We start from the raw sequence: 18,651 nt of genomic DNA on the forward strand, positions 1-18,651 counted from the left end.
CTTCATTAGCGATGGGCGCTAGGTGCGGCTAGTGCACGGGCGGCGGCGACATCCGCGCTGATCGCCGTTTTCAATGCCTCCAGGGAGGCGAAACGCTGCTCTTCACGCAGCTTCTGGTGGAAAACCACCGTCAAACGCCGGTCATACAGATCGCCGGCAAAATCTAAAAGATGGACTTCAAGGTGGGCCTTGCCATCACCTTGCACCGTGGGCCGCACGCCGATATTGGCGACGCCGGGCCAGGTCTTGCCGTCGATGCCGACGTCGACCAGGTAAACCCCGGTGAACGGCACGCGACGGCGTTTCAGTTGAATGTTCGCCGTGGGCGTACCCAGTTGGCGAGCCAGCTTCTGGCCATGCAGCACGCGACCGGCAATCCGGTACGGGCGACCGAGCAAACGTTCGGCCAACGCGAAATCGGCGGCGGCCAACGCGTTGCGCACCTGGGTGCTGCTGACGCGGATGCCGTCCAGCTCGACGGTTTGCGCAGCTTCCACGGTAAAACCGTGAACCTGCCCGGCCTGCAACAGGAAATCGAAATCACCGAGACGGTCGCAACCGAAGCGGAAATCGTCACCGACTTCCAGATGTTGCACACCGAGACCATCAACGAGGATGGTATCGACGAACTCGCTGGCGCTGAGTTTGCTCAGGCGCTGGTTGAAGGCCAGGCACAAGACCCGGTCGACACCTTCGGCGGCCAGCAATTGCAGCTTGTCGCGCAACCGGGCCAGACGCGCCGGCGCGGTCTCCGGGGCAAAGAATTCCCGTGGCTGCGGCTCGAAAATCACCACGCAGCTGGGTACGCCCAACTCGAGCGCACGCTCACGCAGTCGGGCCAGAATGGCCTGGTGACCACGGTGAACACCGTCAAAGTTGCCAATAGTGGCGACGCAGCCCCGATGCTGGGGGCGCAGATTGTGGAGGCCTCGAACCAGCTGCATAACGCGCTTCTTGCTCATAAAGTGGCCGATTATAACCACACCCGACGGCCGACGACAGGCAACACCGTAACCCAAAGTGAACGAGCCGACAAAACTGCCGGCCCGCGCCCGTCTTTCAAGGGTGAAACCTCAGCTCAACGCCTTGCGATTGAAGTCGCGCAGGCGGAAACCGAGCAGCAGCAACATGCCGAAATAAGCTACCACACCGGCAACCACCAGGGCGCCCAGGCGCAGGAAGCGCTCCAGCATGTGGCCCTGATCCCACGCGGGCATGAAATGCATGCCGATCAACAGCACGGCCGACATCACCGCCACAGCGACCAACAGCTTGAAACCGAATTTCAGCCAGCCCGGTTGCGGTTGATACATCTGCTGCTTGCGCAGTTGATAGAACAACAGGCCGGCGTTCAGGCACGCACCGGCGCTGATTGCCAGTGCAAGACCGGCATGGGCCAGTGGCCCGATCAACACCAGGTTGAACAACTGCGTGACCACCAGGGTGAAGATTGCGATTTTTACCGGCGTACGGATGTTCTGTTGCGCATAGAAGCCTGGCGCCAGCACCTTGATCACGATAATCCCCAACAGACCGACAGAATAGGCAATCAATGCCCGCTGGGTCATGGCCGCGTCAAACCCGCTGAACTGGCCGTACTGGAACAGCGAAACGGTCAACGGCTCGGCCAGGATCCCCAGCGCCAGCGCGCACGGCAACACCAGCACGAAGCACAGGCGCAGGCCCCAGTCGAGAATCCGCGAATATTCGTGGCGATCCTTGCTGGCGTAGGTCTTGGCCAATGTCGGCAGCAGGATCGTGCCCAGCGCCACACCGAGCACACCGGACGGCAGCTCCATCAGACGGTCGGCGTAGTACATCCACGACACCGAGCCCGCCACCAGAAACGAGGCGAAGATAGTGTTGATGATCAGGGAAATCTGGCTGACAGAGACGCCGATGATCGCCGGCAACATCTGTTTCATCACCCGCCAGACACCGGTATCGCGCAGATTCAAGCGCGGCAGCACCAGCATGCCGATCTTTTTCAGGTGCGGCAGTTGATAGAGCAACTGCGCCAGACCACCGACCAGCACCGCCCAGCCGAGGGCCATGACCGGTGGATCGAAATACGGCGTCAGGAACAGCGAGAACACGATCATGCTGACATTGAGCAGAGTCGGCACGAACGCCGGCACCGAGAAACGGTTCCAGGTGTTGAGAATCGCGCCCGCCAGCGAAGACAGGGAGATCAGCAATATATAGGGGAAGGTCACTCGCAGCAGATCGGAGGTCAGCTGGAATTTTTCCGGCGTATCGGTGAAACCCGGTGCCGTCGCCCAGATCACCCAGGGCGCGGCAATCATGCCCAGCGCGGTGACCAGTGCCAGCACGAGCGTCAGCAGGCCGGAAACGTAGGCAATAAAGGTGCGGGTCGCCTCCTCGCCCTTCTGGCTTTTATATTCGGCCAGGATCGGCACAAACGCCTGGGAAAACGCCCCCTCGGCGAAAATCCTGCGCAGCAGATTGGGCAGTTTGAAGGCGATAAAGAAGGCGTCGGTCGCCATTCCGGCGCCGAAGGTGCGGGCAATGAGCGTGTCGCGAACAAACCCGAGAATGCGGGAAAGCATCGTGATAGAGCTGACGGCGGCCAACGATTTGAGCAGATTCATTGAAGGAATGTGTGCCTGTCGATAAACAGCAGGCGAATAACGCGCCCACTTGTGCGATACTCCGCGCCGCAACAGCACAGAGCCAAAGCTCGCGAGTTTACAGGTCACACGCCGGAAAGAAATATCCCGTCGCACCACGCCTACCACTTAGCGGAACGTTTCAAGCGCCCTTGACAAGACTTCAACTCATCGGCATGATTCGCGGCCTATTTTGTTTGCTATTTCCTAAAAAGTCTTTCGAGGAGCTCGACGGTGGCCAACTCACCTTCCGCCAAAAAACGTGCAAAACAGGCTGAGAAGCGTCGCAGCCACAACGCCAGCCTGCGTTCCATGGTTCGTACCTACATCAAGAATGTAGTTAAAGCCATCGACGCAAAAGACGCTGAAAAAGCTCAAGCTGCATACGTTCTGGCTGTGCCAGTTATCGACCGCATGGCCGATAAAGGCATCATCCACAAGAACAAGGCTGCTCGTCATAAGAGCCGTCTGAATGGCCACGTCAAGGCACTGAAAGAAGCTGCCTAAGCGACGTAGTCATTAAAAAACCGACCTCAGGGTCGGTTTTTTATTGCCTGCGATTTGCTGAAAACAAACGCAAAAAAAGAGGAGCCAACCGGCTCCTCTTTTTATTTACGTCCAGATTAATGGACTGGCGCCCACGGCAGGATCGGGATCGCCGTCACCGCATTCTGCGGACTGCCCTCGATCAGGCGGTCGCTGTAGACCAGATACACCAGGGTATTGCGCTTCTTGTCGAGGAACCGCACCACCTGCATGGTCTTGAACACCAGCGAAGTGCGCTCCTTGAACACCTCTTCGCCATCTTTCAACTCGCCCTTGAAGTTGATCGGCCCGACCTGACGACAGGCAATGGATGCCTCGGCACGATCCTCGGCCAGACCCAAGCCACCCTTCACGCCACCCGTTTTGGCGCGCGACAGATAGCAGGTCACACCTTCAACCTTTGGATCGTCGAAGGCCTCGACCACGATCCGGTCATTCGGCCCGACAAACTTGAACACCGTCGACACCTGGCCGATTTCCTCGGCCGAGGCCAGCAATGGCAACGCCATCAACAGACCCAACAATCCTTTTGCCATGCGCATTGCGCTTTTCCTCAGACCAGAATCAGGTTGTCACGGTGAACCAGTTCCGGCTCAGCCATGTAACCCAGCAAACCGACAATCGCATCCGACGACTGACCGATGATTTTTTGTGCCTCCAGCGCGCTGTAGTTGGCCAGACCACGGGCGATCTCACGACCGTCCGGCGCCACGCAAACCACCATTTCACCGCGACGGAAACTGCCCTGAACCAGCTTGACGCCGACCGGCAGCAGACTCTTGTGACCTTCCGACAACGCAGAAACCGCGCCGTCATCCAGCACCAGCGTGCCACGGGTTTGCAGATGACCGGCCAGCCACTGCTTGCGCGCCGCGAGCATGCCGCGCTCAGGCGACAGCAGCGTACCAATGCGCTCGCCTGCCTTCAGACGATCGAGCACCCGCTCCAGACGCCCACCGACAATAATGGTGTGCGCACCGGAACGCGCCGCCAGACGCGCCGCACGCAACTTGGTCTGCATGCCGCCACGACCCAGCGCACCGCCAGTGCCGCCCGCCACCGCATCGAGGGTCGGATCATCGGCGCGCGCTTCGTAAATCAGCTGGGCATCAGGGTTGTTGCGCGGATCGGCGTCGAACATGCCGTCGCGATCCGTCAGGATCACCAGCAGATCGGCCTCGACCAGGTTGGCCACCAGCGCCGCGAGCGTGTCATTGTCGCCAAAACGGATCTCATCGGTGACCACGGTGTCGTTCTCGTTGATCACCGGGATGACTTTCAGCTCGACCAGCGCGCGCAAGGTGCTGCGGGCGTTCAGGTAGCGCTTGCGGTCGGACAGGTCGTCGTGGGTCAGGAGAATCTGCGCAGTGTGCCGGCCATGCTCGGCAAAGCTCGACTCCCAAGCTTGTACCAGACCCATCTGACCGATTGCTGCAGCGGCCTGGAGCTCGTGCATCGCACTGGGTCGAGCGGTCCAGCCCAGGCGGCTCATGCCCGCCGCCACTGCCCCGGAGGACACCAGCACCAGCTCGACGCCGGCCTCATGCAGAGCCACCATCTGCTCGACCCAGACACCCATTGCCGCGCGATCCAGCCCTTTGCCATCCGCTGTCAGCAAAGCGCTGCCGATCTTCACGACCCAACGCTGCGCACCTGTCACCTTGCTCCGCATCATCTTCAACCTTAGCTTGAGGGCAGCGCGACCTGGCACTGCCCGTGACGTTATTCGTGGTTCTTCGTGACCAACAATCGATTTCCAGATACTAAAACGCCGCTCGATTGAGCGGCGCTTAAGTTTACTGCAACGAATCAGTCACGCACGTAAATGATTTCCGGACCGTCTTCGTCATCCACATCTTCTTCGTCCCAGTCATCGTCGCCGATGTCGTGGACCGACTTCACGCCGCTGCGACGCAGGGCACGCTTGTCATCCAGCGCCTGCAACTGAGCACGGGCTTCGTCTTCGATGCGCTGATCGAGATCGGCCAGCTCTTCCTTGTAGGCCGGGTCATTGGCCAGGCGATCAGCACGATCTTCCAGATAACGCATGATGTCGCGCGTCAGGCGCTCGGTGCCTTCTTTGGCGATGGCCGAGATCACGTAGACCGGACCTTCCCACTGCAGACGCTCAACGATTTCCTTGACGCGCTCTTCGTGTTCCTCTTCGAGGATCTGGTCGCACTTGTTCAGCACCAGCCAGCGATCACGCTCGGCCAGCGACGGGCTGAACTTGATCAGCTCGTTGACGATCACTTCAGCGGCGTCCGGTGCACTGCTTTCGTCCAGCGGCGCCATGTCCACGAGGTGCAGCAGCAGACGGGTACGCGCCAGGTGCTTGAGGAAACGGATACCGAGACCCGCACCGTCGGAAGCACCTTCGATCAGACCCGGGATGTCGGCGATGACGAAGCTTTTCCAGCGATCGACACTGACCACACCCAGGTTTGGCACCAGGGTAGTGAACGGATAATCGGCAACTTTCGGCTTGGCAGCCGAAACCGAGCGGATAAAGGTACTTTTACCGGCATTCGGCAGACCCAGCAGGCCGACGTCAGCCAGTACCTTCATTTCCAGTTTCAGGTCGCGCTGCTCGCCCGGTTTGCCCGGCGTCGTCTGACGCGGCGCACGGTTGGTACTGGATTTGAAACGGGTATTACCCAGACCGTGCCAGCCACCCTGAACCACCATCAGCTTCTGACCGGATTTGGTCAGGTCGCCGATAACTTCCTGGGTAGCAGAGTCGATGATCGTGGTGCCAACCGGCACGCGCAGGATCAGATCTTCACCCTTCTTGCCGGTGCAGTCGGTGCTGCCGCCGTTGGAGCCACGCTCGGCATCGAAGTGCCGGGTGTAACGGTAGTCCACCAGGGTGTTGAGGTTTTCGTCGGCCATCATGAAGATGGAACCGCCGTCACCGCCGTCACCACCGTTCGGGCCGCCGTTTTCAATGAATTTTTCCCGACGGAAACTCATGCAGCCATTGCCGCCGTCGCCAGCCTTTACGCGGATCGATACTTCATCAACAAACTTCATAACCAACGCCTCTCGCCGTACGGACGAGCCGAAAAACAATCAAGACATAAGACTCTTGCAAAAATGAGCGCAGCGACCCCAATCCACGACCTGCATCGCACGCCGGCAGCCCATACAAACAGCTTTGCAAGAGACTCACCCCACAAACGAAAAAGCCCCGTCGCAAGACAGGGCTTCTCCAGCACTCTCGCAGTTAGGCTGCGACAACGCTCACGTAACGACGACCGAAGGCGCCTTTTACTTCAAACTTGATCACGCCTTCGATTTTCGCGAAGAGGGTGTGATCTTTACCCATGCCAACGCCGTAGCCAGCGTGGAATTGGGTGCCGCGCTGACGCACGATGATGTTGCCGGCCTTGATGACCTGGCCGCCATACATCTTCACGCCAAGGCGTTTGGCTTCTGAGTCGCGACCGTTACGGGTACTACCACCAGCTTTTTTGTGTGCCATGAGTTCAATTCTCCTAGTGAGGAATTAGGCTGTAATTAAGCCTGAATACCGGTGATTTTGATCTCGGTGAACCACTGGCGGTGGCCCATACGCTTCATGTGGTGCTTACGGCGACGGAACTTGATGATGCGGACTTTATCGTGACGACCTTGGGAGATCACTTCAGCCTTGACGGTTGCGCCAGCAACAACAGGTGCGCCGATGTTCACGTCGTCGCCATTGGCGACCAACAGAACGCGGTCAAAAGTCACGGATTCGCCAGTAGCGACTTCCAGTTTTTCGATCTTCAGGTATTCACCTTCAGCGACCTTGTATTGCTTACCGCCGGTAACGATTACTGCGTACATGGTATTTCTCCGATAATCCTGCTCACCCAGCTCTTTATAAGAAGAGGTATTGGCTGGCATGGCTGCATGGGGCTGGAACGGCCCAAGTGCAATTGCGTAAGGCAGGTGCTGCCCAGGAAGTTCAGGGTGCGCGATTGTACGCAAGCCTTCGAAGTCATGCAAGGGGCCGTCCATCGCGCCTTGACAGGCCCGGACGTGGGTCCTAGCATGCCGCGCAACCCTTCTGGAGCACCTGTCGCTGATGCAACCCCAAGCTTTCTACCGCGCGGTGGCGGACGATTTTAGCGCCGTCGACGGCATCATCAAGAAGCAGCTGACTTCCCGAGTGCCGCTGGTATCGAAAATCGGCGATTACATCACGTCGGCCGGCGGCAAACGCCTGCGTCCTTTATTGGTGCTGTTGTGTGGCAAGGCCCTGGGTCGCGAAGGCGACGACATGCGCCTGCTGGCCGCCACCATCGAATTCCTGCACACCGCCACCCTGCTGCATGACGACGTGGTCGACATGTCCGGCATGCGCCGTGGCCGTTCGACCGCCAACGCCATGTGGGGCAATGCCCCGAGCGTACTGGTGGGCGACTTCCTGTACTCGCGCTCGTTCGAGATGATGGTCGAACTGGGCTCGATGCCGGTGATGAAGATCCTGTCCCAGGCCACGCGCATCATCGCCGAAGGCGAAGTGTTGCAGCTGTCCAAGGTTCGCGACGCCAGCACCACCGAAGAAACCTACATGGAAGTCATCCGCGGCAAGACCGCGATGCTTTTCGAGGCCTCGACCCACAGCGCCGCGGCGCTGGCCGGTGCCACCACCGAGCAGAGCGAGGCCCTGCGTACCTTCGGCGATCACCTGGGCGTGGCATTCCAGCTGGTAGACGACCTGCTCGACTACAAGGGCGACGCCGAAACCCTGGGCAAGAACGTCGGTGACGATCTGGCCGAAGGCAAACCGACCCTGCCGCTGATCTACACCATGCGCGAAGGCACGCCAGAGCAAGCCGCACTGGTACGCCAGGCGATCCAGAAAGGCGGGATCGAAGACCTGGAAAGCATCCGCATCGCCGTGGAAGCGTCCGGTTCGCTGGAATACACCGCGCAACTGGCCCGTGACTACGTGGCTCGTGCGATCAAGTGCCTCGACGCGCTGCCGGCCAGCGAATACCGCGATGCACTGGTTGAACTGAGCGAGTTCGCGGTCGCCCGCACGCACTGATCAGCATTGCGTCATCAAAAAACCGCAGCCTCCGTTGGAGCCTGCGGTTTTTTGTTGCCTGCCATCAGCGGCTAAAACCCTATACAATGTGCGACTTTTAGCGATCCCCTCTTCAAGGAGCCTTAGTGAGCACGTTGCCACCCTGCCCGAAATGCAATTCCGAATACACCTACGAAGACGGCACCCAACTGGTATGCCCGGAGTGCGCCCACGAGTGGTCTGCCGGCGGTGAAGCCGAAGTGGCGTCCGATGATGCCGTGAAGAAAGATTCGGTCGGTAACGTCCTGCAGGACGGCGACACCATCACCGTGATCAAGGACCTGAAGGTCAAGGGCACCTCGCTGGTGGTCAAGGTCGGCACCAAGGTCAAGAACATCCGCCTGTGCGATGGCGACCACGACATTGACTGCAAGATCGACGGCATCGGCCCGATGAAACTCAAATCCGAATTCGTCAGAAAAGTCTGAGTCTGCTGTCTTCCATCCCGCGCCCGCCGTGGGATGGAGCTTCACCCTCCTCCGCAATCCCCAACAAATCCTCGCGATAGCCAAACGCCAGCCGTTTTGACCTTACGCAATCTTTACCCGCAAAAAATCACAAACCGCCAATAGGCGCTTGCTATTTGACGAATAAGAATTATTCTCATTGAAACCCTTTCAATGGAGATGAGAACCATGACTTATTTGATCGACGCCTGGCTGGACCGCCCGCACCCGTACCTCAGGATCCTGCATCGGGAAACCGGTGAAGTCTGTGCCGTACTGGAAGAAGAAGCCCTGCACGAATTGCAGGATCAAGGGGATCTGGACGTCAGCGGCCTGAGTTCCAGCGAGCCCTTGGTGCTCAAGGAGCTGGTGCGCAATCTGTTCCTGTTCTGCTATGCCCGGGCCTTGCGCCCGACCAGTGAACTGCACAACAAGATCGAAGTATGAGAACTGCGGAGAAACCCTGCACAAGCCACGCTTGTGCAGGGTAACGGGATTACAGAACGTCGAGCAGTTCGACGTCGAATACCAGAACGCTGTGCGGCGGAATGCTGCCAACGCCTTGAGCGCCGTAAGCCAGTTCGCTCGGCACGTACAGACGCCATTTGCTGCCGGCATTCATCAGTTGCAGGGCTTCGGTCCAGCCAGCGATAACGCCACCGACCGGGAATTCAGCCGGCTGGCCACGCTCGTAGGAGCTGTCGAACACAGTGCCGTCGATCAGCGTGCCGTGGTAGTGAGTACGCACGGTGTCTTCACGGGATGGCTTGGCGCCTTCACCTTGAGTCAGCACTTCGAACTGCAGGCCGGAAGCCAGGGTGGTGATGCCTTCTTTCTTGGCATTTTCCGCCAGGAATGCCAGACCTTCGCCAGCGGCGGCTTCAGCTTTGGCAGCGGCTTCGGCTTGCATGATCTCGCGGATCACCTTGAAGCTGGCGGACATTGCTTCCTGGCTTACACGGCTTTCCTTACCGGCGAATGCGTCGGTCAGGCCGGCCAGGATGGCGTCCAGGCTGACACCCGGTGGCGGGTTGTCGCGCAGCTGGTCACCCAGCTGACGGCCGATACCGTAGCTGACGCGGGTTTCGTCGGTGGACAGATTTACTTCGGACATGACACTGCTCCGCTGTGCGGACGGCCTCAGGACTTGCCGTGCGTACACAGCGCGTCCCGGCGCGCCCGGAACCAAAAGGGCGAGCAGACTAGCACAGATGTTCCGGCATTGATCAGGCCCTCGGGCCTACAGCGCGGATCGCCAGGCCAGCGGCACCTTCAGGCTTTCTTCGCCACTGGCGCCAAGACCGCACATTTCATCGTGCACCGAGGTGTGCACCAGGTTGAACGGCAGCACCGGAAAGTTATGCAGCACATCCCGGGCATGCTCGACCGAACGCAGCGTCAGCATTTTCCCCTGCGGATCGCTCAGCGGGTACGCCGCACCATGCATCCGGGCCTCAAGCAGATAGATCCCGCCCTCCATGGAGATCAGGTTCAGTTCGTCGACCTTTCTGGCGACGGCAAACGCATTCAACTCTTGCAGGTTCATGAACGCACCTCACGCGGTGGCGAGCCTTGAGACCTACAGGGATATGCCTCGGCCGATCAAAGCACAAGCCACAAACGACACCGCCCGTCTGTTTCGCAACAGACGGGCGGTTTTGTTACAGCAATCGTCAGCTCATCAGTGCTTGGTGAGCTTGTCCAGATAACCCATGGCAAACGCCGAGATCACGAAGGTCATGTGGATGATCACGTACCACATCAGGTGCTCGGGATCGACGTTCTTGGCATCCATGAAGATCCGCAGCAGGTGGATCGAGGAGATCGCCACGATCGACGCCGCCACTTTCATCTTCAGCGACGAGGAGTCCATGGTGCCCAGCCAGCTGAGCTTCTCTTTGCCTTCATCGATGTTCAGCTCGGACACGAAGTTTTCGTAGCCGGAAATCATCACCATCACCAGCAAGCCGCCGACCAGCGCCATGTCGATCAGCGACAGCAGCACCAGAATCAGCTCGGACTCGGCCATGGAGAAAACGTTGGGAATGACATGAAACACTTCCTGGAAGAATTTCAATGCCAGCGCCAGCAGCCCGAGGGACAGCCCGATGTAGATCGGCGCCAGCAGCCAGCGCGTGGCGTACATTGCATTTTCGATAAAGCGTTCCATTGACTCTCACACAAGAAGGGTTGAAATCGGCGGCGAGTATACCAGCCGCCCATGACAGCCAGAAACCGCCCGGAAATCCGCCACCTGCGTGTGTGTGTCAAAGTTTTTCTGCTAGTGTCCAAACCATTGACAGCCCAGCGACAGTGGACAGGACGACTGGAAATGGATGTGCGATTGCCGATAACGACTGCCGGAATTTGCCTCGCCCTGCTGCTCGGCGGGTGTTCGCCCGGCGATGAAAAGCACGCGGTCAGCCTCGAAGAAAAGACTGCGCAGTTCGAGCAATCGCTGGACGCCATCACCGACCCGAAACTCAAGGATGCCGTTACCGAACTCGGCGGCTCGCTGCTGTTGCTCGAACGCGCGCAACAGAAGCTCGACAACAAACCGCCCCGGACCGAATACGGCGAAGACGCTCTCGGCGTACTCCGGCATTACCCGACACCCCAGGCGCTGGTCGACACCTTCATCAATGGCCTGTTTGTGCTGCACAAGGATTCCAGTTCCGATTACCTCACCGACCTGCAACCGGTGTTCCCCTTCGTGCTCAACATCCCCGGCGGCTTTCTCTTCCCCCATGGCGTGGAATGGCAATCGGTAACCCTGAGCAACAAACGGGTCATCGCCTATCAGCCGGAGTGGTCGGAAACCGATCCGGGCATTCAGCTGAGTCCGTCCAGCTCCAACGTCACCAACCCCGATGACCTGACCGTCACCTACCCGTTCATCGAAGGGCTGAATGTCGACAAGAAAAACCTGCCGCGCCCGGTCAGCCTGCAAGGCCGGGTGGAAGTCATCGCCCCGAAACGCCTGCACAGTTTCAATCTGGATAAAAAGGACGTCGGCCAGACCCGCTCCGACGGCAACCTCAGAGTGACCCTGCTGAAACTGGACACGCACTACGCCGAACTCGAGTTCAGCAATCAGCTGCCGCTCGCCCCGGAAGTCGCCAACACCCGGCTCAATCCGTTGATCGTCCAGGCCCGCGACTCGACGGGCCAGTATCTGGTGCGTGCCGGCGCCATCAACGAAAACCCCGAGCAGGTGGCGTTCTATCAAAAGCAGCTGGCGTACCTGCAACAGCAAAAAGCCTGGAGCGATACGCTGGAAAAAAAGCTGGACGATGAACAGCAGGCCTTTGAGCAACAACATCCGCACCACTACAACAAGGTGTACTTCAACGGCCCGATCGACACCCTCGAAGTCAGCCTGCTGGATTTTTCCGAAGCGACCGTCACCCGCAAGACGCTGAATCTGCCCGTGCGCGAGTTCGATCCGCACACCACGGAAAAAACCGTGCAGCCGCTCGACCTTCCGATCACCGTCTACGACGACCAGGCGCCCGACTGGCTCAAGGGCGCGTCTCTGACTGAAGAACAGCTGAAAAGCGGCGTTCATATCCGCCAATCGGTTGAAGAGCCGAGCGCCGCGCGCATCGAGTTCGACCACCGCAAAACCTTCAATGATGAAATGCTCGGCGACGACTTCAGCCCCGGCGAAAGCCCGGTGACGTTCTTCACTGAAAAGCACAACGGTAAACTCGACGAGCCGATCGAACTGCCGCCCGAGGCGTATCAGGTCGATCCGCTACAGGCGACGATCACCTACGACCTGAACCTGTTCCCGGAAACCCCGGCGATTGCCGTCGGCTCGATGCCGTTGTTCCTGGCCACGGTGGAGAAACAGGCTTATGAAGCCAAAGCCCTGCCCAAAGGTCTGGAAATCAGAAACAACGCGCTGGTGGTGGATTCGAAGCGATTCCCCGCCAACGAATGGCGATTCTTCGTCAAGGACGACAGCGGTCATTACCTGAAGCAGATTCTGTCAGTCAGCCACGACGCGAGCGCGGAAGGGCCGGCGTTATTCGGCGTGCATTATTTCTATGGACATCCGACGCACGTGGAAACCTACCAGCGAACCGACCTCGCCACCGTGCAATACGGTTTTGAGGTCAAACTCGACAAGGCGCAGACCCAGGGCGCTGCGCCCTGATCGACGCTGATGGTCGGCACCGGTGATCGACGCTAATGGTCGAAGGTGCCGATGCTGCGTCCGCGTCCACCGTTGATTTGCCGCAGCTGCGCCTGCAGATGCAGCGACCAGATCTGTGGATCATTGGCCAGTTCATAGCCGTGCATCGTCAGGCTTTCAACGATGGTGTCGAGAATCGACTCGGCGGCGATCGGCCCGTGAAACGGGCCCTGGGCTTTGATGGCGGAAGGTTGTTCACCGGCCATGCCGGCGGCGAAGAGCAACGTCCACATGCCGTTATCGCCGGCCAACGGTTTGATGGCGCATTCGATACGGGTCACGAGACCCAGGCATTGACGGGTGAGGCAGAGGTTGCGCGACATGGCGGCGACCCTCGGTAAAGCCGGTGTTCAGCCCTTGCTGAAGAGCTGTTTCGATCCAGTGATACTGTCGATGTCCTTGAGCAGAGAATAGAAGAAAAGTCCGCCGCGCAAGCCGCACAGAACCAGAAGGCGCCGAATGGTCATTGTGTGAATATTGACGCCAGAGTGATGGCACTTTTGCCGACGTTCGCGACAAAACAAAAACGGGAGCACAAGGCTCCCGTTTCTTTGACTGCAGCCTGGCTTACGCCGGTTTGGCCTCCGCCAGCGCCTCCTGCGCCAGTTCCTTCTCGGCTTCTTTCAAATCCTCTTCGCTGATCATCTCGGCAATCACTCGCAGGCGCTCCACCACCCGCGCGTTGACGCTGCCTTCCGGGAATTCGCCCTCTTCGTTCGGCTCACCGGCCGGCTCACCCACCAGCAGGCTCAACGCTTCGTCGGCCTGACGCACCGCGTAAACGTGGAACTGCCCGGCACGCACCGCCGCCAGTACTTTCTCATCGAGCATCAACGTTGCGACGTTGGCCTGCGGAATGATCGCGCCCTGCTCACCCGTCAAACCGCGCGCTTCGCAGAGACGGAAGAAGCCTTCGATCTTCTCGTTGACCCCGCCCACCGCCTGCACTTCGCCGAACTGGTTGATCGAACCTGTGATCGCGAAGCACTGCTTGAGCGGGGTTTTCGACAGCGCCGAAATCAGCGTGCACGCCTCGCCCAGCGACGCACTGTCGCCATCGACGTAACCGTAGGATTGCTCCAGCGCGATGCTCGCGGAAATCGCCAGCGGGAATTCCTGGGCGTAACGGCTGCCCAGATACCCGGTGAGGATCATCACGCCCTTGGAGTGAATCGGCTGACCGAGGTTGACCTCGCGCTCGATGTCGACGATGCCGCTGCCGCCCGGGTACACCGTGGCGGAAATCCGCGCCGGCACCCCGAACGCCGAGTCGCCGACTTCGAGCACGGTCAAACCGTTGCACTTGCCGACCGCCGCGCCGTCGGTGTCGATCAGGATGATCCCCGCCAGCATGTCGTCGAGAATCCGCGCCGACACCCGACCGGTGCGGGTGGCCTTGGCCTTGAGCGCACGCTCGATGTGGCCGGCGTCGGTCATTTCATCGTTGGCCAGGTGCCGGATGAAATCCGCCTCGCTGACCAGTTGGAACAGATCGCCAATCCGCGCCGACAAACGCCCCTGATGCTCAGCCAGACGCGCACTGTAGGTCGCCAGACGCGCCACCGCGTCGGCGGTCAGCGGCGCCATGCCTTCTTCCGAAGTTCGGGTTTTCAGCAACTGTGCGAACTGCTCCAGGCTTTCGTCGACCATCGGGATGTCTTCGTCGAAGTCCACCAGAACGCGGAACATCTCCTGGAAGTCCGGATCGAGGTCCTGCAGCGTGTAGTACAGCTGACGGGCGCCGATGATGATCACTTTGACCTGCAACGGAATGTGCTGCGGGTTGAGCGTCACGGTGGCGAAACGGCCCATCTCGCCCAGCGGCGATTCCATCTTCAGCTTGCGCGATTGCAGGGCGCGCTTGAGCGCATCCCAAACGAACGGCTCACCGAGCATTTTTTCCGCTTCAAGGATCAGGAAACCGCCATTGGCGCGGTGCAACGCACCCGGACGCAACTGGCGATAGGTGGTGTAGAGCGCGCCTTGATCGGTGGTGTATTCGATGCGGCCGAACAGGTTTTCGTAGGTCGGATGCGGTTCGAACACCACCGGCGCACCGCCGCTGGCCGGATGGCCGACCACCAGGCTCGGGGCGTATTGCTCTTCCAGCAGCTTGCGCGCGACCGCGTCGGTCTTGCTGTCATCGACCAGTTGTTCGACGACGGTCTTCAGCAGATACACCTGCATCGCTTGCAGGTAACCGCAGACGGCCGCATTTTCCGCGTACTTTTCCGACAGCGGTGCGAGCAAAGGCTGCAGAGCCAGGGTGATGGTTTCTTCGTTGAGCTGACGCAGCTGGTTGCTCGACTCGCGCTTCCATTGCGGCAGGCTGGCGAGTTCTTCGTTCAGGCGCTCTTCGAGGCCGGAAATGTCCTCATGGAAACGCTCGCGCTCGGCCTCCGGCAACTGGGCGAATTCAGCTTCATCCAGCGCCTTGCCTTCAAGCATCGGAGTGAAGGCGATGTTGCTGCTGTCGCGGTACAGGGCGACGTCTTTTTCCAGCGCCAGACGTTCGATGACGTCCAGCGCCTTGTCGTAGCGCTGGTTGAAGGCGCGGTCGATGGCGCTCTTCTTCTGCTGGTAGGACGGGTGTTCGAACACCGCAGGAAAGGTCGACAGCAGGTTGTCGATCAGGCCGTTGATATCGCCGATGAACGCAGCGGCGCTGCCCGATGGCAGTTCCAGGGCGCGGGGCTCGCGCGGCTCATCGAAATTGTTGACGTAGACCCAGTCCGCCGGGGTCTGCAGGCGCTTGCCTTCGGCCTTCAGGTAGCGTTTGACGAACGAGAAACGGCCGGTGCCGGGCTCGCCCATGACGAAAACGTTGTAACCGGGGCGTGGCATGGCCACACCGAACTGCAAGGCTTCGACCGCACGTTCCTGGCCGAGCACACCGCGAAAGGGCTCCAGATCATTGGTGGTAGTGAAGCTGAACTGTTCAGCGGAAAACGGACGGGTCAGCGCTTCGGGCGCTAGACGCAAGCTGGCAGCAACAGGATCAGGCATCGGGCTTCCTTAACAATCAGGCGGGGCAGATAGCGGCATTCTGGCGCTGCCCGAGCCCCACTGGCAAGGCGCGCCATACGACAAAGCATAGACAACCGGCCAACCTTGACGCAGCCCCATTGAAACCGGGGGTATCGTCAAATCTTTCGTAAAAAATCACGGAACCCCGGGAACGTGCCTAAACTCCAAACTGCGCGGCTGGAACTAATACCGGCCCACTGGCTTCGTTTGGATCTGTTTCGTACAGAGCTTGGGGGGCCAGAACCCTGTCCATTGGTATGCACACAAAGAGAAAAAAGCTATGAAACGGATTCTTCTCGGTACTCTCTTCACCGCTGTATCCATCAACGCAATGGCGCAAGCTCCAGGCGGCCCGGATTGCGGTTGGGGCAACATGCTGTTCGAAGGTCAGCGTGGCACCCCGGCTCACTTCCTGGCATCCACCACCAACGGCACTTCCGGCAATGCCACGTTCGGCATGACGTCCGGCACCAACGGTTGCTCCACCAACGCATCGCTGACCTACGGCGGCAAATCCTGGTTTGCCATGAATGGCATGATGAACGAGCTGTCCGAAGACATGGCAAAAGGCAACGGCGAAGCGCTGACGACCTATGCCGTGGTACTGGGCGTGGCGCCGGAAGACCGTGCGCACTTCGCCGCCGTCACTCACGAGCACTTCCAGCAGATCTTCAGCAAGGCTGACGTGACCGCCGAAGACGTGCATACCAACACCCTGGCCGTTCTGAAGGCAGACCCACGTCTGGCCAAGTACGCGACTCAGGCTTAAGCTCGACCCACCCGCTTCTTTCGGGAAGCGGGTTTTATTTTTTCGACCCGCCCTTCTTGGGTCTTTGTTTCTTTCGACTTAAGTTGCCATTTATGCTCAAACGCCTTGCCTGGCTGGCGCTGTGTGTCTGCGCCCCGCTGTCCGCCGCGCCCCACATCGACCCTCAACGTTTGCAGCAACTGGCCAACGACCGCTTCTGGATTTCCCTCGGTCATTACGAAACCGCCAAGCTCGGCGGCTGGCGCAGCTACGTCAGCGACAAAAAATTCTTCCTCGCCCCCGATGGCAACGAACATCCCGACCATGAACTGGCCGCCACCGTGCAGGCGCTGTATGCCCCCGCCCGTCTCGGTGAGCAACACGCCCAGTGCGTCTACCCGGCACGCACCCGCTGGTTGAAAGATCAACTCAACCTGACCGACCTGCCGACCCCGGACTGCGCCGAATTCAAGAAATGGTTCAAGGACGTCTCGCCCCACAGCGCGGTGATGATTTTCCCGGCGGCCTACCTCAACAGCCCGTCGTCGATGTTCGGCCACACCCTGCTGCGCATCGACCAGGCTGACGTGCAGAGCGACAAGACTTCATTGCTCAGTTACGCGATCAACTTCGGCGCCTACATCGAAGGTTCGGACAACAGCATCCTGTACGCCTGGAAAGGCCTGATGGGTGGCTATCCGGGGCTGTTCGCGCTGGTGCCCTATCAGGAAAAACTCTCGGAATACCGCAGCCTGGAAAACCGCGACCTGTGGGAATACCGGCTCAATCTGACGCAAGCCGAAACCGCGCGAATGGTCGAGCATGTGTGGGAGTTGAAGCAGATCCAGTTCGACTATTTCTTCTTCGATGAAAACTGCTCCTATCGCCTGCTCGAACTATTACAGGTGGCGCGCCCGAGCCTGCGCCTGACCGAACAATTCCCGCTGACCGCAATCCCCACCGACACCGTCAAAGCGGTGAAGGAAGCCGGACTGGTCGAACACATCGAATACCGCCCGTCCCGCGAGCGCGAACTGCTCAGCCGTGCCGAGCCCCTGAGCGGCGAGGAACAGGACTGGGTGCTGAAAGTCAGCGCCGATCAGCAGCAACTTCAGGATCCAGCCTTCAAGGCCCTGCCCCGGGATCGGCAAGCGCTGATCATTGACGCGGCGTATCGGCTGGAGCGCTACCGCGCCAACGGCCAGGAACGTGATCCACAGCGGGCCCAGCGCAGTTTCGAATTGCTGCGGGCGATCAACAAAAACCCGGCGCCGGAGCTGCAAATTCCACAACCGGGCCTGCCCGAAGATGGCCACGAATCGCGCACCTGGCAGGCCGGTCTCGGCACTCGCGGTGACCGCGCGTTCGGCGAGTACGGCTTGCGCATGGCCTATCACGACCTCAACGACAACGCCGAGAGTTTCCCCCTCGGCGCGCAGATCGAAATCCTGCAGATGAAGCTGCGCCAGTACGAAGGCAATCACTGGCAGTTCCAGCAACTGGATCTGGCGACCATCCGCTCGCTGACGCCGCGCAATGCGCTGTTGCAGCCGCTGTCGTGGCAAGTCACCGGTGGTCTTGAACGCGTACCGGGCAAGCATGATGACGAGACGTTGGTCAGCCACGTCAACGGTGGCGGTGGCGGCACCTGGGCGCTGGGTGACGATGTGCTGGGTTTTGCCCTCGGCACCGTGCGCGTTGAACACAACAACGATTTCGCCGAGTTCGTTTCCCCCGCCGGCGGTTTCAATACCGGCGTGCTGTGGAAAAACCCGTTGGGCAATCTCAGCCTGGAGGCCAAGGGCGATTACTTCTTCAATGGTGAAGTGCGCCGTAGCCTGAGCCTGAATCAGCAGTGGGAATTGTCGCGCAACCTCGGCCTGCGCCTGAGCGCCCAGCGCGAATTCAGCCATCTGGCCACGCCTGAAACCGAGGTGATGCTGGAAGTGAAGTGGTATCACTACTGAGGTTTT

19 protein-coding genes are annotated in these 18,651 nt (G+C 59.7%); 7 read left to right on the plus strand and 12 right to left on the minus strand.

Annotation, left to right across the window (positions count from 1 at the left end):
- Nucleotides 1-5: 5 nt before the first annotated feature.
- Nucleotides 6-944 (minus strand): bifunctional riboflavin kinase/FAD synthetase, encoded by a 939-nt coding sequence (gene ribF, locus QR290_RS25280; protein ID WP_162803848.1) that lies wholly within the window; start codon nucleotides 942-944, stop codon nucleotides 6-8.
- A 129-nt stretch (nucleotides 945-1,073) separates the two neighbouring features.
- On the minus strand, nucleotides 1,074-2,612 hold the full coding sequence (murJ, locus tag QR290_RS25285; RefSeq protein ID WP_115079264.1) for a murein biosynthesis integral membrane protein MurJ: 1,539 nt from the start codon (nucleotides 2,610-2,612) through the stop codon (nucleotides 1,074-1,076).
- A gap of 252 nt (nucleotides 2,613-2,864) precedes the next feature.
- Here murJ and rpsT point away from each other — a divergent pair, with 252 nt between their 5' ends.
- Nucleotides 2,865-3,137, plus strand: a complete 273-nt coding sequence (gene rpsT, locus QR290_RS25290) for a 30S ribosomal protein S20 (RefSeq protein ID WP_003228351.1) — start codon at nucleotides 2,865-2,867, stop codon at nucleotides 3,135-3,137.
- A 116-nt stretch (nucleotides 3,138-3,253) separates the two neighbouring features.
- Here rpsT and QR290_RS25295 read toward each other — a convergent pair whose 3' ends face one another.
- The 5 genes from QR290_RS25295 to rplU form a co-directional block, all read right to left on the minus strand.
- Nucleotides 3,254-3,718 carry a CreA family protein gene (locus QR290_RS25295; protein WP_085712193.1) on the minus strand — a complete coding sequence of 155 codons (465 nt, stop codon included), beginning with the start codon at nucleotides 3,716-3,718 and terminating at the stop codon, nucleotides 3,254-3,256.
- An 11-nt stretch (nucleotides 3,719-3,729) separates the two neighbouring features.
- Complete coding sequence (proB, locus tag QR290_RS25300; RefSeq protein WP_115079265.1) at nucleotides 3,730-4,848, minus strand: glutamate 5-kinase; 1,119 nt, start codon at nucleotides 4,846-4,848, stop codon at nucleotides 3,730-3,732.
- A gap of 137 nt (nucleotides 4,849-4,985) precedes the next feature.
- The gene (gene cgtA / locus QR290_RS25305) at nucleotides 4,986-6,209 is read right to left on the minus strand and encodes an Obg family GTPase CgtA (protein ID WP_115079266.1); all 1,224 of its coding nucleotides are present in this window, start codon (nucleotides 6,207-6,209) and stop codon (nucleotides 4,986-4,988) included.
- 193 nt (nucleotides 6,210-6,402) lie between these two features.
- Complete coding sequence (rpmA, locus tag QR290_RS25310) at nucleotides 6,403-6,660, minus strand: 50S ribosomal protein L27 (RefSeq protein ID WP_003228360.1); 258 nt, start codon at nucleotides 6,658-6,660, stop codon at nucleotides 6,403-6,405.
- Between the two features lie 35 nt (nucleotides 6,661-6,695).
- Nucleotides 6,696-7,007 (minus strand): 50S ribosomal protein L21, encoded by a 312-nt coding sequence (gene rplU / locus QR290_RS25315; protein WP_003228361.1) that lies wholly within the window; start codon nucleotides 7,005-7,007, stop codon nucleotides 6,696-6,698.
- Nucleotides 7,008-7,248: 241 nt separating this feature from the next.
- On the opposite strand from rplU, the gene QR290_RS25320 reads away from it, so the two are divergent.
- The 3 genes from QR290_RS25320 (at nucleotide 7,249) to QR290_RS25330 (ending at nucleotide 9,149) form a co-directional block, all read left to right on the plus strand.
- Nucleotides 7,249-8,217, plus strand: coding sequence for a polyprenyl synthetase family protein (locus QR290_RS25320; RefSeq protein WP_115079267.1), 969 nt, complete (start codon nucleotides 7,249-7,251; stop codon nucleotides 8,215-8,217).
- A 125-nt stretch (nucleotides 8,218-8,342) separates the two neighbouring features.
- Nucleotides 8,343-8,684 carry a zinc ribbon domain-containing protein YjdM gene (locus QR290_RS25325; protein ID WP_007950963.1) on the plus strand — a complete coding sequence of 114 codons (342 nt, stop codon included), beginning with the start codon at nucleotides 8,343-8,345 and terminating at the stop codon, nucleotides 8,682-8,684.
- Nucleotides 8,685-8,891: 207 nt separating this feature from the next.
- Nucleotides 8,892-9,149: a PA4570 family protein gene (locus QR290_RS25330; protein WP_007950964.1), complete on the plus strand. Its 258-nt coding sequence runs from the start codon at nucleotides 8,892-8,894 to the stop codon at nucleotides 9,147-9,149.
- A 49-nt stretch (nucleotides 9,150-9,198) separates the two neighbouring features.
- Here the strand turns inward: QR290_RS25330 and QR290_RS25335 are convergent, their stop codons facing one another.
- From QR290_RS25335 to QR290_RS25345, 3 genes are all read right to left on the minus strand, one after another.
- The gene (locus tag QR290_RS25335; RefSeq protein WP_007950965.1) at nucleotides 9,199-9,816 is read right to left on the minus strand and encodes an FKBP-type peptidyl-prolyl cis-trans isomerase; all 618 of its coding nucleotides are present in this window, start codon (nucleotides 9,814-9,816) and stop codon (nucleotides 9,199-9,201) included.
- Nucleotides 9,817-9,942: 126 nt separating this feature from the next.
- Nucleotides 9,943-10,248, minus strand: a complete 306-nt coding sequence (locus QR290_RS25340; RefSeq protein ID WP_007950966.1) for a DUF6482 family protein — start codon at nucleotides 10,246-10,248, stop codon at nucleotides 9,943-9,945.
- A 135-nt stretch (nucleotides 10,249-10,383) separates the two neighbouring features.
- Nucleotides 10,384-10,872 (minus strand): TIGR00645 family protein, encoded by a 489-nt coding sequence (locus QR290_RS25345; protein ID WP_007950967.1) that lies wholly within the window; start codon nucleotides 10,870-10,872, stop codon nucleotides 10,384-10,386.
- 162 nt (nucleotides 10,873-11,034) lie between these two features.
- Here QR290_RS25345 and QR290_RS25350 point away from each other — a divergent pair, with 162 nt between their 5' ends.
- Entirely contained in the window at nucleotides 11,035-12,864 is a 1,830-nt protein-coding gene (locus QR290_RS25350) for a hypothetical protein (RefSeq protein ID WP_289203834.1), read from the plus strand.
- A gap of 32 nt (nucleotides 12,865-12,896) precedes the next feature.
- On the opposite strand, the gene QR290_RS25355 is transcribed toward QR290_RS25350, so the two are convergent.
- Entirely contained in the window at nucleotides 12,897-13,226 is a 330-nt protein-coding gene (locus tag QR290_RS25355; RefSeq protein ID WP_007950969.1) for a hypothetical protein, read from the minus strand.
- 244 nt (nucleotides 13,227-13,470) lie between these two features.
- Nucleotides 13,471-15,909, minus strand: a complete 2,439-nt coding sequence (locus QR290_RS25360; protein WP_007950970.1) for a Lon protease family protein — start codon at nucleotides 15,907-15,909, stop codon at nucleotides 13,471-13,473.
- 301 nt (nucleotides 15,910-16,210) lie between these two features.
- Here QR290_RS25360 and QR290_RS25365 point away from each other — a divergent pair, with 301 nt between their 5' ends.
- Both QR290_RS25365 and QR290_RS25370 read left to right on the plus strand, forming a co-directional pair.
- Nucleotides 16,211-16,699, plus strand: a complete 489-nt coding sequence (locus QR290_RS25365; protein WP_007950971.1) for a DUF3015 domain-containing protein — start codon at nucleotides 16,211-16,213, stop codon at nucleotides 16,697-16,699.
- Between the two features lie 92 nt (nucleotides 16,700-16,791).
- Nucleotides 16,792-18,645, plus strand: a complete 1,854-nt coding sequence (locus QR290_RS25370) for an Lnb N-terminal periplasmic domain-containing protein (RefSeq protein ID WP_289203835.1) — start codon at nucleotides 16,792-16,794, stop codon at nucleotides 18,643-18,645.
- Nucleotides 18,646-18,651: the final 6 nt, after the last annotated feature.

Origin of the sequence: Pseudomonas fluorescens (assembly GCF_030344995.1) — a bacterium.
Lineage (GTDB): Bacteria > Pseudomonadota > Gammaproteobacteria > Pseudomonadales > Pseudomonadaceae > Aquipseudomonas > Aquipseudomonas fluorescens_BF.

Coding starts and splice junctions, on each gene's coding strand:
- QR290_RS25335 (WP_007950965.1), bottom strand. CDS start 9,816: ATGTCCGAAGTAAATCTGTCCACCGACGAAACCCGCGTCAGCTACGGT.
- QR290_RS25340 (WP_007950966.1), bottom strand. CDS start 10,248: ATGAACCTGCAAGAGTTGAATGCGTTTGCCGTCGCCAGAAAGGTCGAC.
- QR290_RS25330 (WP_007950964.1), top strand. CDS start 8,892: ATGACTTATTTGATCGACGCCTGGCTGGACCGCCCGCACCCGTACCTC.
- murJ (WP_115079264.1), bottom strand. CDS start 2,612: ATGAATCTGCTCAAATCGTTGGCCGCCGTCAGCTCTATCACGATGCTT.
- cgtA (WP_115079266.1), bottom strand. CDS start 6,209: ATGAAGTTTGTTGATGAAGTATCGATCCGCGTAAAGGCTGGCGACGGC.
- ribF (WP_162803848.1), bottom strand. CDS start 944: ATGCAGCTGGTTCGAGGCCTCCACAATCTGCGCCCCCAGCATCGGGGC.
- QR290_RS25345 (WP_007950967.1), bottom strand. CDS start 10,872: ATGGAACGCTTTATCGAAAATGCAATGTACGCCACGCGCTGGCTGCTG.
- QR290_RS25370 (WP_289203835.1), top strand. CDS start 16,792: ATGCTCAAACGCCTTGCCTGGCTGGCGCTGTGTGTCTGCGCCCCGCTG.
- rplU (WP_003228361.1), bottom strand. CDS start 7,007: ATGTACGCAGTAATCGTTACCGGCGGTAAGCAATACAAGGTCGCTGAA.
- proB (WP_115079265.1), bottom strand. CDS start 4,848: ATGCGGAGCAAGGTGACAGGTGCGCAGCGTTGGGTCGTGAAGATCGGC.
- QR290_RS25320 (WP_115079267.1), top strand. CDS start 7,249: ATGCAACCCCAAGCTTTCTACCGCGCGGTGGCGGACGATTTTAGCGCC.
- QR290_RS25355 (WP_007950969.1), bottom strand. CDS start 13,226: ATGTCGCGCAACCTCTGCCTCACCCGTCAATGCCTGGGTCTCGTGACC.
- QR290_RS25295 (WP_085712193.1), bottom strand. CDS start 3,718: ATGCGCATGGCAAAAGGATTGTTGGGTCTGTTGATGGCGTTGCCATTG.
- QR290_RS25350 (WP_289203834.1), top strand. CDS start 11,035: ATGGATGTGCGATTGCCGATAACGACTGCCGGAATTTGCCTCGCCCTG.
- QR290_RS25365 (WP_007950971.1), top strand. CDS start 16,211: ATGAAACGGATTCTTCTCGGTACTCTCTTCACCGCTGTATCCATCAAC.
- QR290_RS25360 (WP_007950970.1), bottom strand. CDS start 15,909: ATGCCTGATCCTGTTGCTGCCAGCTTGCGTCTAGCGCCCGAAGCGCTG.
- rpmA (WP_003228360.1), bottom strand. CDS start 6,660: ATGGCACACAAAAAAGCTGGTGGTAGTACCCGTAACGGTCGCGACTCA.